Raw genomic sequence first — 15,978 nt, 5'->3', positions numbered from 1 at the left:
AGGTGGCGGGTATTCTACCTGCGCTGGCGCCTGTCCTTAAACCGTAAGAGGCGATAGGCCGCAGCCAACGTTCATTTTTGCGAAGGAATACCCCATGACAAGGCGACTGATCGGTGCATTGGCGATCATCACAACCCTGCTGCTCAGCGGCTGCGGTAACGATTACGGCGTTGACCAATATGGCCAGAAAGTGGCGGCCGAACGCCTGGACAAACAGTGGCTGGTGGTCAACTACTGGGCCGAATGGTGTGGGCCGTGCCGCACGGAAATCCCCGAGCTCAATGCCCTGGCAGAACAGTTGAAAGGCCAGAATGTCGGGGTGTTCGGCGTCAACTTCGACAATGTGCAGGGTGAAGAACTGAAGGCCGCCAGCGACAAGCTGGGGATCAAGTTCACGGTACTGGCCCAGAACCCGGACGGGATCTTCGAGATTCCGCGCAGCGAGGCATTGCCGGTGACCTACATCATCGACGACAAGGGCAAGGTGCGTGAGCAGTTGATGGGTGAGCAGACAGCGGAAGGGGTGTTGGCCAAGCTCAAGGCGCTGAAAGGATAAAACTGTGGGGGCTGGCTTGCCTGCGATGGCATCGCTGCGGTGTACCTGATACACCGCGTCGTCCGCATCGCAGGCAAGCCAGCTCCCACAGAACCAGAGGACACCGCGTTAATACAGGAGAGTGCGCCTAGATCAGCCTTCTTCGAGCCACAAGCGGATCGGCTTGCCTTCGGCCGGCCAGAACCGCGTCTGCTCGATCGGCGAGATGTCCCAGCGCTGCACGCCTTGCAGGGCCTGGAAGAAGCGATGCTCTTGCTCCATCAGGGCCTCGGCGCACATTTTCCGGGTGCTGCCGACTGGGCCGAAGCTGAGCTTGTCGCCTTCGACCGTGTACGGCGCAAACCAGTGGTTACAGCCGCCATTGCCATAGGCGCGGCCATCGGCGCCCAGGGTGACGGTGAGGTGCGCGTAGTCCATCAACGGCCGCTCACCGATCCATTCCACTACGTAGCTGTGGTCGCGCTCGAGCTTGGCGCCATCGGCAGCGCAGCCTGCCAGGCCCATGCCGATGGCGGCGAGCAGCAGCGGGCCTTTCATTGCGCGGCCTGCTGGCATTTCGGGCAGCGGTGCTTATCGCCTTCGCTGGCCCAGCCCAGTTCTTTGATACGCGCGTTGGCGGCCGGTTGCAGCGGTGCCTTGGTCAGCTTGGTTTCTACCGCGAATTCAAACTCCAGCACGGCGTCGCAGCTGTCGCAATTGACCTTCCAGGTGTGAATCTCCAGTTCGCCGAACTTCGGCCCTTGGGCCATGGCGACCCACTGGCCCGCTGGGCGGATGGAGTAGCGTGCGTCACCTTCGACGGTCAGTCGCATCGACAGGGTTTTACTGCCGCGCAGGCTGACGATCAGGACGTCGCCATGTTTGATCGAACCACCGTTGCCGGTGACTTGGTAACGGCCCGGCACCAGGGCACGGCATTCGATCAGGGTATGTTGCGGGCTCAGCAAGCTGAAGCGGAAATCGTGTTCGGCCATGGATCCTCCAAATAGGCGCGGCATCCTATCACGGGTGCCGGCCTATCATGAGCCTGGTATGTGACCGCTGATCATCCCTTGACCAGGTTCTGCGCCCGGCCATCGGCCCACGCGGCAATGTTGGCCAATGTGGTACCGGCAATCGCCGCCAGGGCCTCACGGGTGAGGAAGGCCTGGTGCGCGGTGATGATGACGTTGGGGAAGGTCAGCAGGCGGGCAAGCACGTCATCCTGCAGGGGCAGGTCCGAGCGGTCCTCGAAAAACAATTGGGCTTCTTCTTCGTAGACGTCCAGCCCCAGGTAGCCCAACCGGCCAAGCTTGAGCGCTTCGATCAGTGCTGGCGTGTCGACCAGGCCACCGCGCCCGGTGTTGATCAGCATCGCACCGGTTTGCATCTGCGCGAGTGAGCGGGCATTGATCAGGTGTTTGCTGTCGGCGGTCAGCGGGCAGTGCAGGCTGATGATTTGCGCCTTCGCCAACAGTTCAGGCAGGCTCACGTAGCGGGCCCCGAGGTCCTGCACCTGTGGGTTGGGGAAGGGATCGTAGGCCAGCAACTGGCAGCCGAAGCCGGCCATGATCTTGGCGAAGGTCGCGCCGATCTGACCGGTGCCGACCACGCCGACCGTTTTGCCGACCAGATCAAAACCGGTCAGCCCGTGCAGGCTGAAATCACCGTCGCGGGTACGGTTGTAGGCACGGTGCAGGCGACGGTTGAGGGCCAGGATCAGGGCGACGGCATGCTCGGCCACTGCGTGGGGCGAATAGGCGGGCACGCGCACGATGGTCAAGCCCAGGCGCTGGGCGGCGGGTAGGTCGACGTGGTTGTAGCCCGCCGAGCGCAGGGCAATCAGGCGTGTGCCGCCCTTGGCCAAGTGCTCCAGCACCGGGGCGCTGAGGTCGTCGTTGATAAAGGCACAGACCACCTCGTGGTGTTCGGCCAGGGCCACGGTATCGAGGTTGAGCCGGGCGGGTTGGAATTGCAGTTCCAGGCCAGCCGGCAGCGGTTCGCCGAGGAAACTCTCGCGGTCGTAGGTTTGGCTGCTGAAGAGAATGACGCGCATTGAGAAGGCTCCCTGCAATTTACACATTGTTGATTCGTTGCCCATGAAAACAGGGTCAGGCGCTGACTCTGGCTTCACTGGCCAGCCGCGCAATCGCCATGTCCAGTTCGTCCAGCGCGGCCATGGCCTTGGCGTCATCCTGCTTGAGCAGGGTTTCGGCGCGTTGGCAGGCTGCTCGTAATTGCGGCACGCCACAGTAGCGGGTGGCGCCGTGCAAACGGTGCACGCGCTCGATCAAGGCATGGTTGTCATTGGCTTCGCGGGCGTGGGTAATTGCCAGGCGATCAGCCTCCAGGGAGGCCAGCAGCATGGCGAGCATATCGGCGGCCAGGTCGGCCTTGTTGGCGGCCAGGCGCAGGCCTTCTTCGTGGTCGAGTACCAAGAGCTGCACGCCCTGGGCCGCACCTTCATGGGTGCGCTCCGGGCCTTGGTTACGCAGCGCCAGGCCGGTCCATTTCAATACCACCTGGGCCAATTGCCGCTCGCTGATGGGTTTGGTCAGGTAGTCGTCCATACCGCTTTGCAGCAGGGCGCGTTTTTCATTGGCCATGGCGTGAGCCGTGAGGGCTACCACCGGCAGCGGCGTGCCGTGGCGTTCGCTTTCCCACTGGCGGATCGCCTCGGTGCTCTGGCGGCCATCCATGCCGGGCATTTGCACGTCCATCAGCACCAAATCGAACGTTTCCTGCTTCACGGCGTCGACTGCCGCGTAACCGCTTTCCACCGCCTGCACCTTGGCACCCATGTCTTCCAGCAGGGTTTGCACCAGCAGCAGGTTGGCCGGGTTGTCGTCCACGCACAGCACCCGTGGCGCACGGCTGGACAACGGCTCACCGGGTTCGCTGCGCGAAGGGCGCGGGCTGATCAGGTCGGCCAGGGAGCGGCGCAACTTGCGCGTACAGGCGGGCTTGGCCTGCAATTGGCTGTTAGGGTTGGGCACCGATTGGTTGAACAGCATCTGCTCGGTGGTCGGGCACAGCACCAGCACCTTGCAGCCCAGGTGTTCAAGGTCCCACAGGTGTTGGTTGAGGCGCTCGGGCGGAATGTCGTTGGCCGTGACGCCGAGCACCGCCAGGCTGATGGCCTGTTCGGTCTGGTGCGCACTGGTGATGCCGTTGGTCAGGCTTTCCAGGGTATTGAACGGCGTGACTTCCAGGCCGCAGTCTTCCAACTGATGTTGCAGGGCCTGGCGCGCCAGTTCGTGGTTTTCCAGCACGGCCACACGACGCCCCAATAGCGGCGCGGCGGGCAGGTCTTCGACGTCGTCACGGGTCTTGGGCAGGTTCAGGCTGATCCAGAATTCCGAACCTTCACCCGGCGTGCTGTCGACGCCGATTTCGCCGCCCATCTGCTCGATCAATCGCTTGGAAATCACCAGGCCCAAACCGGTGCCGCCGGGCTGGCGCGACAGCGAGTTGTCGGCCTGGCTGAATGCCTGGAACAGGGCGCGCACATCCTGGTTCGACAGGCCAATGCCGGTGTCTTGCACACTGATGCGCAATTGCACGCTGTCTTCCTGCTCGTCCTCGATCATGGCCCGGGCCACAATGGTGCCTTCGCGGGTGAACTTGATCGCATTACTGATCAGGTTGGTCAGGATCTGCTTGAGCCGCAGCGGGTCGCCCACCAACGCCAGGGGCGTGTCGCGGTAAACCAGGCTCACCAGTTCGAGCTGCTTGGCATGGGCGGCGGGAGCGAGGATGGTCAAGGTGTCTTGCAGCAAGTCGCGCAGGTTGAAAGGCACGCTGTCGAGCACCAGCTTGCCGGCTTCAATCTTCGAGAAATCGAGGATCTCGTTAATGATGCCCAGCAAGTTATCCGCAGACTTTTCGATAGTGCCCAGGTAGTCCAACTGGCGCGGCGACAGCTCGCTTTTTTGCAACAGGTGAGTAAAGCCGAGGATGCCGTTGAGCGGCGTGCGGATTTCATGGCTCATGTTGGCCAGGAACTCCGACTTGATACGGCTGGCCTCCAGGGCTTCCTTGCGCGCCAGGTCCAGCTCGATGTTCTGGATCTCGATGGTCTCCAGGTTCTGGCGCACGTCTTCGGTGGCCTGGTCGATGCTGTGTTGCAGCTCTTCCTGGGCATTTTGCAGGGTTTCGGCCATGCGGTTGATGCCCGACGCGAGTTGGTCCAGTTCCTGGCTGCCCAAGGGTGGCAGGCGTGTCTCCAGGTTGCCGTCCTTGAGCTGGGTCACGGCTTGCTTGATCTGGCCAATCGGCGAATTGATGGTGCGGCTGATACGCAGGGCGAGGGCGGCGGTGCACATCAGGCCGATGGCGATCAGCAGCAGGCTGGCGAACAGGCTGCGATAGCCGCGCAGCAACATGCCATTGTGGGACAGCTCCACTTCGACCCAACCCAGTAGACGGTCGGCCTCATCGGGAATCAACTCGCCCGCCAGGTTGCGATGGCGGCCAAACACCGGCAGTAGATAGCGAGTGGCGTCATTGCCGGTGCGCTGCAACAGGTGCGAACTGTTGCCGGTGGGCGGCTGGTTGAGCATGGTCGGACCGGCATGGGCCAGGGACGAACGGTCGGGCGCCAGGAACGACACGGCGCGCACATCCGGCTGCTCCAGGGACTGGGTCGCGATGCGCTCCAGCAGGTCGGTGTTCTTATGGCCCAGCGCGGGTGCCACCAAGGGTGCCAATTGCTCGGCGATCATTTCGCCGCGTTGCAGCAGTTGGGTCTGCAACTCCGAGAGTTGCATCCAGGTGAAATAGCCGCCCAACAACAGCGCCATCAGGCTGGTCGGTAATAAGGTCAGCAACAGTACGCGGCCTTTTATCCCCATTCTTCTAAGCACGCCACTCTCCTGCTACCACGTTGTTATCAATGATCCACGCCGGCATCCGGCCCGCGCCACCTGCGCAGTGTAGCCATTTGCACGGTCTGGAATCTTGCAAATTAATGACATGCGGCAATCTTCGGGCCATTCGGCGCCGGGTGGCGATTGCCTGTGAACGTTTAATCTTGAATAATCAGTGATTGAGAATGACTTGCAGACGCTAATGACTCCCGCAGCAGTTGGCCTACCCAGTATCCTGACCATCGAAGACGACCCGGTGTTGGGCGCCTACGTGCACGAGCAGCTTGGCCGCAGCGGCTTCCAGGTGACCTGGTGCCAGAACGGCCAGCAGGGCCTGCAACTGGCCCGCGCCCAGGCCTTCGACCTGGTGCTGATGGACATTCTGCTGCCGGGGCTGGACGGTTTGTCGATCCTCACCCATTTGCGCCAGAGCCACGCCATGCCCGTGATCCTGATGTCGGCCCTGGGCGCTGAAGCCGACCGTATCAGCGGTTTTCGCCTGGGCGCGGACGACTATTTGCCCAAGCCGTTCAGCATGGTTGAACTGTGCGTGCGAATTGAAGCGATCCTGCGCCGCGTTGCCCTGGATCGCCGGCCCGAGCCGCCGCGCGCCTCGGTACCTGAACATGCCCGGGTGCTGCACTTTGATGATGAACGCTGCGATGTGTCCTGCCAGGACCAGTGGGCCGGGCTCACGCGCAGCGAATACCGCCTGCTGGAAACCCTGCACCGCAATGCCGAAGAAGTCCTCAGCAAAGCCTTCCTGTATCAGCAGGTGTTGCAGCGCGGGTATGCGCCCCATGACCGCAGCCTCGACATGCATGTCAGCCAGATCCGCCGCAAGCTCAAGGCCATCGGTTACATCGAGCGTGAAGTACGCACCGTATGGGGCAAGGGCTACGTGCTGAGCGGTCACGATGAAGGGCTTTGAGCGATTGCCCGGCAGGCACTCGTTGTTCTGGAAGCTGGCCTGTCTGTTGATCGCCTTCTGTTTGCTGATGATCTGGCTCAGTTGGTCCTGGGGCCGCTACATGGAGCAGCAGAGCGCGTACCTGTCGGACAAGTCGCGGGAGATTCTCACTGGCTATGCCGCGGGTGCCGAGCTGGCGTGGAGCACTCAAGGCAGCGCCGGCGTGGACGCCTGGCTGCGGCGGATGGCCGAGCGCGAAAGCACTTGGGTGGGGGTGATCGGTAACGACCTACAGTCCCTGGGCAGCACGCCCTTGAGTGACAAGGAAAGCCAGCGCCTGACGTTTTTGCGCGGATTGGATTGGCCGGTCAGCCGGCATGTCATTGGCCTGCCCTGGATGAAGGTGCCGTTTCCGGTCGACCCTGGCGCGGGGTCGCTGGTGATCGAGCTGCCGCAGCGTTTTATGCCAGGGCGCTATCAACTGTTCTGGCGGGTGGTCACCAATGGTGTGATTCCCGGCCTGTTTACCCTGTTGCTGTGCATCGGCCTCTACCGGCTGTTGATCATGCCCCTCAATCAATTGCGCGAGCAGGCCAATGCCTGGCGTGCGGACCAACTCAATACGCGGATGTCTCGCGATGCCACCAGCCGCCAGGATGAACTGGGCGAGTTGGGCCGCGCCTTTGACCATATGTCCGAACGCTTGCAGGGCACCGTGCGTTTGCAGCAGCAGTTGCTGCGCGATATGTCCCATGAACTGCGCACACCCTTGAGCCGCCTGCGGGTGGCCTGCGACAGCGAGCAAGACCCGGCCAAGCTGCGCGAGCGCCTGGGCCGGGAAATCGACGCCATGCAGCGCCTGGTGGAAGACAGCCTGCAACTGGCGTGGCTCGACAGCGAAACAACGCCGCTGCCCCAGGAAGACATTCAGCTCCAGGCGTTATGGGACATCTTGCGCGAGAACGCGTGTTTTGAAAGCGGTTGGCCCGCATCGCGCTTGCCGTGCCTGTTACCCGCGGACAGTTGGGTGCGTGGCAACCTCAATGCACTGGCCCAGGCCTTGGAAAATATCCTGCGCAACGCCGTACGCCACTCGCCCCAGGGCGGCTGGGTGCAACTCGACGGCTGTCGGGAGGGGGACTATTGGCATATCTGGCTGCAGGATCAGGGCGCTGGGATTGCTGAGGATGATCTGGAGCGCATCTTCGCGCCCTTTACCCGCCTGGACGGCTCGCGGCCCGGCGATGGTGGTTTCGGCCTGGGCCTGAGCATTGCCCGCAACGCCGTGCAGCGCCAGGGCGGTCGCTTATGGGCGGAAAATACCGGGCAGGGCCTGCGTGTGCATTTGCACTTGCTGGCCCGTTAGCGCTCAGCGCCTACGCAGTTTGCGTTTTTTCCACTGGTGCGCCACCCACCAGCGCCAGTACGCCATGGTCAGGCAATAGGCCAGGGCGCCCAATACTACCCCCAATACCACCGAACCCAGCAGGAACGGCTGCCAGAGTGTGCTCAACTGGCCGCTGATCCATTCCCACGTCAGGTTGTCGGGCAAGCTGCGTGGCGGCACGTTCATCAGCCAGGCGCCGGTCATATAGGTGCAGATGAACACCACCGGCATGGTGATGGGGTTGGTCAACCACACCAGGCTGATGGCGATGGGCATATTGCCGCGCACCGAGATCGCGAGCACTGCGGCGAGCAACATCTGCAACGGAATCGGGATAAACGCCGCAAATAAACCCACCGCCATGGCGCGCGCCACGGAGTGCCGGTTCAGGTGCCAGAGGTTGGGGTCATGCAGCAGCGTGCCAAGAAACTGTAATGACTTGTGTTCCCTGATACTGCTGGGGTCTGGCATGTACCGTTTGAATAAGCGCCGGGGCATATGGGGTCCAGGTCAATTCGAGGGGCAAGTATGCCCGGATTCTATAAACAGAAAATTCAGACTTTGTGACAAAACATCATAGGCGCTGTCGTTCAGCCGACTAAGACTGAGTGGATCACGGGAAAAGGATGATCCATGAAGACAGGGATGTTGGCGTTGGCGCTGGGGTTGCTGATGTTGCGTTGGTTGCCGGCCCTGCCGCCCGGCGGCGCGTTATTGGCCATGCTGGTGCTGGCCTTGATGCTGTTGCCTTTTCGGTCCTATCCCTTGGCCTTTTTTCTGGTGGGGTTGAGCTGGGCTTGCTTCAGCGCGCAGCGGGCGTTGGATGATCGACTGCAGCCGGCCCTGGATGGGCAGACTCGTTGGGTGGAGGGGCGTGTGGTCGGCTTGCCCCAGCAGACGGTTACGGGCGTGCGCTTTGAACTGGCCGACGGCCGGTTGCGCAAGGGGCGGCTGCCCAAACGTATCCGCGTGTCCTGGCACGGCGGGCCAGTGGTGAACAGCGGCGAACGCTGGCGCCTGGCGCTGACACTCAAGCGGCCTGCGGGCCTGCTCAATTTTCATGGAGTTGACCACGAAGCCTGGCTGCTGGCCCAGCGTATCGGTGCCACTGCAACGGTAAAAGATGGTGAACGCCTCGCACCGGCCCGCAATGCCTGGCGCGATGCTGTTCGCCAGCGCGTGATGGCGGTGGATGCCCAAGGCCGCGAGGCGGGCTTGGCGGCGTTGGTATTGGGCGACGGTTCCGGCTTGGCGCCTGAGGATTGGCAGGTGTTGCAGGACACGGGCACGGTGCATCTGCTGGTGATTTCCGGGCAGCATATCGGCTTGTTGGCGGGCTTGATCTACGGCTTTGTCGCGGTATTGGCGCGCTATGGTTGCTGGCCACGAACCTGGCCGTGGCTGCCGTGGGCGTGCGGCCTGGCTTTTGGCGCAGCGTTGGGTTATGGCCTGCTGGCGGGGTTTGGCGTGCCGGTGCAGCGGGCTTGTATGATGGTCGGCCTGGTGTTGCTGTGGCGTCTGCGTTTCCGCCATTTGGGGCTGTGGTGGCCGTTGCTGCTGGCGCTGAACGGCGTGCTGGTGCTGGAGCCCTTGGCCAGCCTGCAGGTAGGGTTCTGGTTATCGTTTGCGGCGGTCGCGGTATTGTTGCTGGCGTTCGGCGGGCGCTTGGGGCCGTGGAGCGTCTGGCAGGCGTGGACCCGGCCTCAGTGGTTGATTGCCATTGGCTTGTTTCCGGTGTTGCTGGTGTTGGGTTTGCCCATCAGCCTCAGCGCACCGGTGGCCAATCTGTTTGCCGTGCCGTGGATCAGCCTGGTGGTGCTGCCCCTGGCGCTGCTGGGCACGGCGTTGTTGTGGGTGCCGCTGGCGGGGGAAGCTGTGCTATGGCTGGCCGGCGGCGCGCTGGACGGATTGTTCAAGGGCCTGGCGCTGCTGGCCGGGCAATTGCCGGCCTGGGTGCCGCCCGAGGTGCCGCTGGCGTATTGGCTGGTCAGCCTGATGGGCGCAGTGGTGTTACTGCTGCCCAAAGGGGTGCCGTTCCGGGTGTTGGGCTGGCCCATGTTGTTGATGGCCGTTTTCCCGCCCCGGGAGTGGGTGCCCCACGGACAGGTCGATGTGGTGCAACTGGATGTCGGCCAGGGGCAGGCACTGATCCTGCGCACCCGCCATCACACCTTGCTCTACGATGCCGGGCCGCGCTCGGGGCCTGTCGACCTCGGCGCGCGCGTCGTGTTGCCGTCGTTGAAAAAACTCGGGGTAGGGCAGTTGGACATGATGCTGCTCAGCCATGCCGACGCCGATCACGCCGGTGGTGCGGCAGCAGTGGCTCGGGGGTTGCCCGTCAAACGCGTGGTGGGCGGCGAAACCGAGGGCTTGCCAGCCTTTCTCGCCACCCAGCCCTGTACCAGCGGCGAACGATGGGAATGGGATGGTGTGTCGTTTGAACTGTGGCAGTGGGCGGGTGGGCTTGAGGGCAATCCGAGGTCGTGCGTGCTGCACGTCCAGGCCAATGGCGAACGCCTGCTGCTCACCGGCGACATTGATCGCGCTGCCGAACAGGCGTTTCTGGCATCCCCGCTGGCGGTTCCGACCGACTGGCTGCAGGCCCCGCACCATGGCAGCCGAAGTTCTTCGTCCTGGCCTTTCGTACAACGGTTGGCGCCCACCTCTGTGCTGATTTCCCGCGGTCGCAGCAATACGTTCGGCCATCCTCATCCGCAGGTCCTCGAACGCTACCAAGCACTGGGCAGCCGGGTGTATGACAGCGCCGAACAGGGCGCTGTGCGCCTGCGCCTGGGGGCGTTTGTGCCTGCGACGGTTGCGCGCAGCGAACGTCGTTTCTGGCGCGAACCGTTACCGTAATCAGGCGTTGCCAAGGTCTCGAACCGCGACAGACGGACCTGTAGCCGGTGAACCCTTCTGTTGACCCTATATGGTAAAGTGGCGCACTTTTTCGAGGGGACATTCACTGTGTGGGAATTGGTCAAATCCGGCGGCTGGATGATGTTGCCGATCATTCTGAGCTCCATCGTCGCACTCGGCATCGTCGCCGAACGCCTGTGGACCCTGCGCGCCAGTCGCGTCACCCCCGAGCACTTGCTGGGGCAGGTCTGGGGCTGGATCAAGAACAAGCAGCTCGACAAGCAAAAGCTCAAAGAGCTGCGTGCCAATTCGCCACTGGGTGAAATCCTCGCCGCCGGCCTGGCCAATTCCAAGCATGGTCGCGAGATCATGAAGGAGTGCATCGAAGAGGCGGCCGCCCGGGTTATTCATGAACTGGAGCGCTACATCAACGCCCTCGGCACTATCGCCGCCATGGCGCCGTTGCTGGGTTTGCTCGGCACGGTATTGGGCATGATCGATATCTTCAGTGCGTTCACGGGCTCGGGCATGACCACCAACGCGTCGGTATTGGCCGGGGGCATTTCCAAGGCCCTGATCACCACTGCTGCGGGCTTGATGGTGGGTATCCCTTCGGTGTTTTTCCACCGTTTCCTGCAGCGGCGCATTGATGAGCTGGTGGTCGGTATGGAACAGGAAGCCATCAAGCTGGTAGAAGTGGTGCAGGGCGACCGTGATGTAGACCTGGTCGAGGGCAAAGCGTGAAATTTCGCCGTAAGCAACGGGAAAATGTTGATATCAATCTCGCGTCGTTGATCGACGTGGTGTTTATCCTGCTGCTGTTCTTTGTCGTGACCACCACCTTCACCCGGGAAACCCAGCTGCGTGTCGACCTGCCTGAAGCGGTGAGTGGCTCGCCTGCCGAAGACCAGCAAGTCAAGCAGCTGGACATCGCTATCAGCGCCGAAGGGGTGTTTTCGGTGAATAACCAGTTGCTGGAGAAAAATGACCTTGCCAGCCTGATGGAGGCGTTGCAGAAGGAGTCTGGTGGCGACACCCAGTTGCCGCTGTCCATCAGCGCCGATGGCAAAACCCCACACCAGGCCGTGATCACCGCCATGGACGCTGCCGGCAAGCTCGGTTTCAGCCATTTGCGCATGACCACTGTCGAGGCGGCGAGCCCGCCCTGATGGCCATCTCCGACCGTTTACTCAAGGCATGGTACGAAGGTCATCCAGCACTAATGTTGCTGCGACCGCTGGAATCGTTGTATCGCCGTGTGGTTCAACGTAAGCGTGCGCGCTTCGTGGCGGGCGAGGGCGAGATTTATCAGTCGTCTGTGCCAGTGATCGTGGTGGGCAATATTACGGTGGGGGGCACCGGCAAGACGCCGTTGATCTTGTGGTTGATCGAGCACTGCCGCCGCAGCGGTTTGCGCGTAGGAGTGGTCAGTCGAGGCTACGGTGCCAGGCCGCCGCAGCTGCCGTGGCGTGTGGAGGCCGGCCACAGTGCCGAGGTGGCCGGTGATGAACCCTTGCTGATCGTGCAGCGCAGCGGTGTACCGCTGATGATCGATCCTGATCGCAGTCGTGCGGTAAAGGCACTGCTGGCCAGTGAGCCCCTGGACCTGATTCTCTCCGATGACGGCCTGCAGCATTACCGCCTGGCTCGCGATCTTGAACTGGTGCTGATCGATGCCGCTCGCGGCCTCGGCAACCGCCGGTGCCTACCAGCCGGGCCGTTGCGTGAACCGGTGGATCGCCTGAAGAGTGTGGACGGGGTACTTTATAACGGTGCCGTTTCGGACCGTGAAGATGGCTTTGCCTTTCGCCTGCTGCCCACAGCGCTGGTCAACCTGCACAGCGGCGAGCGCCAGCCGGTCACCTACTTTGCGCAGGGCCAGCAGGTGCATGCGGTGGCCGGCATAGGTAACCCGCAACGTTTCTTCAATACCCTTGAAACGCTACACTGGCAGCCGCTACCCCATGCTTTTGCCGACCACGCGCCCTACAGCGCCGAGGTCTTGAATTTTACCCCGTCATTGCCGCTGGTCATGACCGAAAAGGACGCGGTGAAGTGCCGCGCCTTTGCCCAGCCCGACTGGTGGTACCTTGCGGTGGATGCGGTACCGTCGCCGGCGTTCGTCGCCTGGTTCGACATGCAGCTGATGCGTCTGCTGCCCAACCGTCTCTTGCCTTAAAACGCTTCTTTCCAGGAAACACTCATGGACACCAAACTGCTCGATATCCTCGCTTGCCCGATCTGCAAAGGCCCGCTCAAGCTCAGCGCCGACAAAACCGAGCTGATCAGCAAAGGTGCCGGCCTGGCTTACCCTATCCGTGACGGCATCCCGGTCATGCTCGAAAGCGAAGCCCGTACTCTGACCACCGATGAGCGCCTGGATAAATGACCACCGCCTTTACCGTTGTCATTCCCTCGCGCTATGCCTCGACGCGCCTGCCGGGCAAGCCGCTGCAAATGATCGGCACCAAGCCGATGATCCAGCTGGTGTGGGAACAAGCGTGCAAGAGCAGCGCCGAACGGGTGGTGGTGGCCACCGACGACCCGCGCATCATCGAGGCGTGCAAAGGTTTTGGTGCCGAAGCGGTCCTGACCCGCGAAGACCATAACTCCGGTACTGATCGCCTGGCCGAAGTCGCCACTCAGCTGAGTCTGGCACCCGACGCGATCGTAGTGAATGTGCAGGGTGACGAGCCATTGATACCGCCGAGTGTCATCGATCAGGTCGCTGCCAACCTCGCGGCCCATGGCGAGGCGCGTATGGCGACCCTGGCCGAACCGATCGAAGACATCGAGACGCTGTTCAACCCGAATGTGGTGAAAGTGGTCAGCGACATCAACGGCCTGGCACTGACGTTCAGTCGCTCCACCTTGCCGTGGGCGCGGGATGCCTTTGCCAAGAATCGCGACGTGTTGCCGGAGGGCGTGCCATATCGCCGCCATATCGGCATCTATGCCTACCGCGCCGGTTTCCTGCACGACTTCGTCAGCTGGGGCCCGTGCTGGCTGGAAAACACCGAGTCCCTGGAGCAACTGCGTGCCCTCTGGCACGGCGTGCGTATCCACGTGGGCGATGCGTTGGAAGCACCGCCAGCCGGTGTCGACACCCAGGAAGACCTCGAACGCGTCCGTCGCCTGCTGGGCGCCTGATGGAAGTTCTGTTTGTATGCCTGGGCAATATCTGCCGCTCGCCAACTGCTGAAGGTATCTTGCGCCATAAGTTGCGTGAAGCAGGCTTGGCTGGCCAGATTGAGGTGGCGTCTGCTGGCACCGGGGAATGGCATGTCGGCAACCCGCCGGACCAGCGCAGCCAACGGGCGGCGCTGGCGCGAGGTTATGATTTGTCGAGCCAGCGTGCCCAGCAGGTTTCCCGCGCGGACTTTGCCCGCTATGACCTGATCCTGGCCATGGACAGCAGCAACCTGCGCAACCTCAAGGCCATGCAGCCGGGGCAGGGCAAGGCGGAGCTGGATTTATTCCTGCGTCGCTTTGATGGCGAAGTGGACGAGGTGCCAGACCCTTACTATGAAGGTGAGCAAGGTTTCGAACGGGTCCTGGACCTGATCGAGCGCGCCTGTGACTTATTGGTGATCGAATTGAAGGGGCGGTTATGACCTTGCAAGTGCGTGCGCAGGTATCGCTCAAGCCATTCAACAGCTTTGGCATCGATGTGAGCGCGCAATTATTTGCCGAGGCCCACAGTGATGCTGACGTGCGCGCGGCCATCGCCTATGCCGCCGCACAGGCGGTGCCGTTGCTGGTGATTGGAGGCGGCAGCAATTTGCTGTTGACCCAGGATGTTCCGGCGCTGGTGTTGCGTATGGCGACACAAGGCATTCGCGTGCTGAGCGACGATGGCACGCGCGTGGTGGTCGAAGCCGAAGCGGGCGAAGCCTGGCATCCGTTTGTGCTGTGGACGCTTGAGCACGGCTTCTGCGGCCTGGAAAACCTCAGCCTGATCCCGGGCACTGTCGGCGCCGCGCCGATGCAGAACATCGGTGCCTATGGCGTAGAGATCAAGGATGTGTTTGCCGGCCTCACCGCCCTGGATCGCCAGACGGGCGAACTGCGGGACTTCAGCCTGGACGAATGCAACTTTGCCTACCGTGACAGCCTGTTCAAGCACGAAGTCGGGCGCTGGCTGATCCTGCGGGTACGCTTTGCCCTTAGCCGCGCCAGTCACCTGACACTCGACTACGGCCCGGTGCAACAGCGCCTGACCGCGCAGGGCATCATCCACGCCACGCCAAGCGATGTGAGCCGCGCGATCTGCAGCATTCGCCGCGAGAAACTGCCAGACCCGGCAGAGCTGGGCAATGCGGGCAGCTTCTTCAAGAATCCGCTGGTACCCCAAGCCTTGGCTGTTGAGCTGCAACGCCAGTATCCGGACCTGGTGGCCTACCCTCAGGCCGACGGCCAAATGAAACTCGCCGCCGGCTGGCTGATCGACAAAGCCGGTTGGAAGGGGTTCCGGGAGGGCGATGCGGGCGTGCACAAGCTGCAAGCGCTGGTGCTGGTCAACTACGGCACCGCCACCGGGCAGGAGATTGCCCAGCTGGCGCTACGCATCCAGCAAGATATCTTCAAGCGCTTCAAGGTCGAGCTGGAAATGGAACCCAATCAGTACTGAGCTATCGGGCCTGAAAATGAAAATGCCCCGTATCTCGCGATACGGGGCATTTTTTATTGCGTTGGCTGATCAGTCGTCGCGGCTCATGATGCCGAAGATCTGCAACAGGCTGATGAACAGGTTGTAGATCGACACATACAGGCTGATGGTCGCCATGATGTAGTTACGCTCACCGCCGTGGATGATGGCGCTGGTCTGGAACAGGATGCACACCGAGGAAAACAGCACAAAACCCGCGCTGATCGCCAATTGCAGGCCGCTGATCTGGAAGAACATGCTGGCCACCACCGCCGCCAGCAGCACGAAGAAGCCTGCGGTGATGAAACCACCCAGGAAGCTCATGTCCTTACGGCTGATCAGCACGTAGGCCGACAGACCACCAAACACCAGGGCGGTCATGGCAAACGCCGAACTGACCACTTCAGCACCGCCGGCCATGCCCAGGTAACGGTTGAGGATCGGGCCGAGGATGAAACCCATGAAACCGGTCAAGGCAAACGCCGACACCAGGCCCCAGGCCGAGTCACGCAGCTTGTTGGTCAGGAAGAACAGACCGTAGAAGCCGATCAACACGACAAAGATATTCGGGTAGCCGACGCGCATCTGCTGGGCCACGTAAGCCATCACGCCGCTGAATGCGAGGGTAAGGGCGAGCAAGCCGTAGGTGTTGCGCAACACGCGGCTGACTTCAAGCTGCTCAGCCTGCGCGTTGCCATTCACTGCGTAATTCTGTTCGCGCATGGCGACACTCCTTCAGTTTTGAAACGTTCAGTCGCAAAGATCATAACA

Annotated in this window: 17 protein-coding genes; 11 read left to right on the top strand and 6 right to left on the bottom strand. The window is 62.1% G+C overall.

What is annotated here, in order from left to right:
• Positions 1-94 precede the first annotated feature (94 nt).
• A complete protein-coding gene (locus AB4P90_RS17260) occupies positions 95-556 on the top strand; it encodes a TlpA disulfide reductase family protein (RefSeq protein ID WP_003192057.1) in 462 nt (153 codons plus the stop codon).
• A 132-nt stretch (positions 557-688) separates the two neighbouring features.
• Here the strand turns inward: AB4P90_RS17260 and AB4P90_RS17255 are convergent, their stop codons facing one another.
• The 4 genes from AB4P90_RS17255 to AB4P90_RS17240 all read right to left on the bottom strand — a co-directional run bounded on the left by AB4P90_RS17255 (position 689) and on the right by AB4P90_RS17240 (position 5,400).
• Positions 689-1,093 (bottom strand): META domain-containing protein, encoded by a 405-nt coding sequence (locus AB4P90_RS17255; protein ID WP_014718883.1) that lies wholly within the window; start codon positions 1,091-1,093, stop codon positions 689-691.
• Positions 1,090-1,530, bottom strand: coding sequence for a hypothetical protein (locus AB4P90_RS17250; protein ID WP_003192054.1), 441 nt, complete (start codon positions 1,528-1,530; stop codon positions 1,090-1,092). Before AB4P90_RS17250 ends, AB4P90_RS17255 begins: the two co-directional genes overlap by 4 nt.
• A gap of 71 nt (positions 1,531-1,601) precedes the next feature.
• Positions 1,602-2,591 carry a 2-hydroxyacid dehydrogenase gene (locus AB4P90_RS17245; protein ID WP_020302959.1) on the bottom strand — a complete coding sequence of 330 codons (990 nt, stop codon included), beginning with the start codon at positions 2,589-2,591 and terminating at the stop codon, positions 1,602-1,604.
• Positions 2,592-2,646: 55 nt separating this feature from the next.
• Complete coding sequence (locus AB4P90_RS17240; protein WP_019816717.1) at positions 2,647-5,400, bottom strand: response regulator; 2,754 nt, start codon at positions 5,398-5,400, stop codon at positions 2,647-2,649.
• Positions 5,401-5,605: 205 nt separating this feature from the next.
• Here AB4P90_RS17240 and AB4P90_RS17235 point away from each other — a divergent pair, with 205 nt between their 5' ends.
• Together AB4P90_RS17235 and AB4P90_RS17230 are read left to right on the top strand one after the other, a co-directional pair.
• Positions 5,606-6,334, top strand: coding sequence for a response regulator transcription factor (locus AB4P90_RS17235; RefSeq protein ID WP_014718880.1), 729 nt, complete (start codon positions 5,606-5,608; stop codon positions 6,332-6,334).
• A complete protein-coding gene (locus tag AB4P90_RS17230; RefSeq protein ID WP_014718879.1) occupies positions 6,321-7,679 on the top strand; it encodes a sensor histidine kinase in 1,359 nt (452 codons plus the stop codon). Before AB4P90_RS17235 ends, AB4P90_RS17230 begins: the two co-directional genes overlap by 14 nt.
• Before the next feature lie 3 nt (positions 7,680-7,682).
• Here the strand turns inward: AB4P90_RS17230 and AB4P90_RS17225 are convergent, their stop codons facing one another.
• Entirely contained in the window at positions 7,683-8,198 is a 516-nt protein-coding gene (locus tag AB4P90_RS17225) for a DUF2062 domain-containing protein (protein WP_003192045.1), read from the bottom strand.
• A 135-nt stretch (positions 8,199-8,333) separates the two neighbouring features.
• Here AB4P90_RS17225 and AB4P90_RS17220 point away from each other — a divergent pair, with 135 nt between their 5' ends.
• From AB4P90_RS17220 to murB, 8 genes are all read left to right on the top strand, one after another.
• A complete protein-coding gene (locus AB4P90_RS17220) occupies positions 8,334-10,559 on the top strand; it encodes a DNA internalization-related competence protein ComEC/Rec2 (protein ID WP_236713041.1) in 2,226 nt (741 codons plus the stop codon).
• 108 nt (positions 10,560-10,667) lie between these two features.
• Positions 10,668-11,303 carry a MotA/TolQ/ExbB proton channel family protein gene (locus tag AB4P90_RS17215; protein ID WP_003192043.1) on the top strand — a complete coding sequence of 212 codons (636 nt, stop codon included), beginning with the start codon at positions 10,668-10,670 and terminating at the stop codon, positions 11,301-11,303.
• Positions 11,300-11,728, top strand: coding sequence for a biopolymer transporter ExbD (locus AB4P90_RS17210; RefSeq protein ID WP_014718877.1), 429 nt, complete (start codon positions 11,300-11,302; stop codon positions 11,726-11,728). Before AB4P90_RS17215 ends, AB4P90_RS17210 begins: the two co-directional genes overlap by 4 nt.
• Entirely contained in the window at positions 11,728-12,738 is a 1,011-nt protein-coding gene (gene lpxK / locus AB4P90_RS17205; RefSeq protein ID WP_122301406.1) for a tetraacyldisaccharide 4'-kinase, read from the top strand. Before AB4P90_RS17210 ends, lpxK begins: the two co-directional genes overlap by 1 nt.
• A 24-nt stretch (positions 12,739-12,762) precedes the next feature.
• Positions 12,763-12,948, top strand: a complete 186-nt coding sequence (locus AB4P90_RS17200; protein WP_003174668.1) for a Trm112 family protein — start codon at positions 12,763-12,765, stop codon at positions 12,946-12,948.
• Positions 12,945-13,709 carry a 3-deoxy-manno-octulosonate cytidylyltransferase gene (kdsB, locus tag AB4P90_RS17195; protein ID WP_038450504.1) on the top strand — a complete coding sequence of 255 codons (765 nt, stop codon included), beginning with the start codon at positions 12,945-12,947 and terminating at the stop codon, positions 13,707-13,709. The genes AB4P90_RS17200 and kdsB overlap by 4 nt, the downstream gene beginning before the upstream one ends.
• Entirely contained in the window at positions 13,709-14,173 is a 465-nt protein-coding gene (locus AB4P90_RS17190) for a low molecular weight protein-tyrosine-phosphatase (protein ID WP_014718874.1), read from the top strand. Before kdsB ends, AB4P90_RS17190 begins: the two co-directional genes overlap by 1 nt.
• Positions 14,170-15,189: a UDP-N-acetylmuramate dehydrogenase gene (gene murB / locus AB4P90_RS17185; protein WP_020303087.1), complete on the top strand. Its 1,020-nt coding sequence runs from the start codon at positions 14,170-14,172 to the stop codon at positions 15,187-15,189. Before AB4P90_RS17190 ends, murB begins: the two co-directional genes overlap by 4 nt.
• Positions 15,190-15,258: 69 nt before the next feature.
• Here murB and AB4P90_RS17180 read toward each other — a convergent pair whose 3' ends face one another.
• Complete coding sequence (locus AB4P90_RS17180) at positions 15,259-15,930, bottom strand: Bax inhibitor-1/YccA family protein (protein ID WP_003192030.1); 672 nt, start codon at positions 15,928-15,930, stop codon at positions 15,259-15,261.
• Positions 15,931-15,978: the final 48 nt, after the last annotated feature.

Origin of the sequence: Pseudomonas sp. B16120 (assembly GCF_044218845.1) — a bacterium.
Lineage (GTDB): Bacteria > Pseudomonadota > Gammaproteobacteria > Pseudomonadales > Pseudomonadaceae > Aquipseudomonas > Aquipseudomonas paracarnis.
This window is presented reverse-complemented; position numbering and strand designations above follow the sequence as displayed.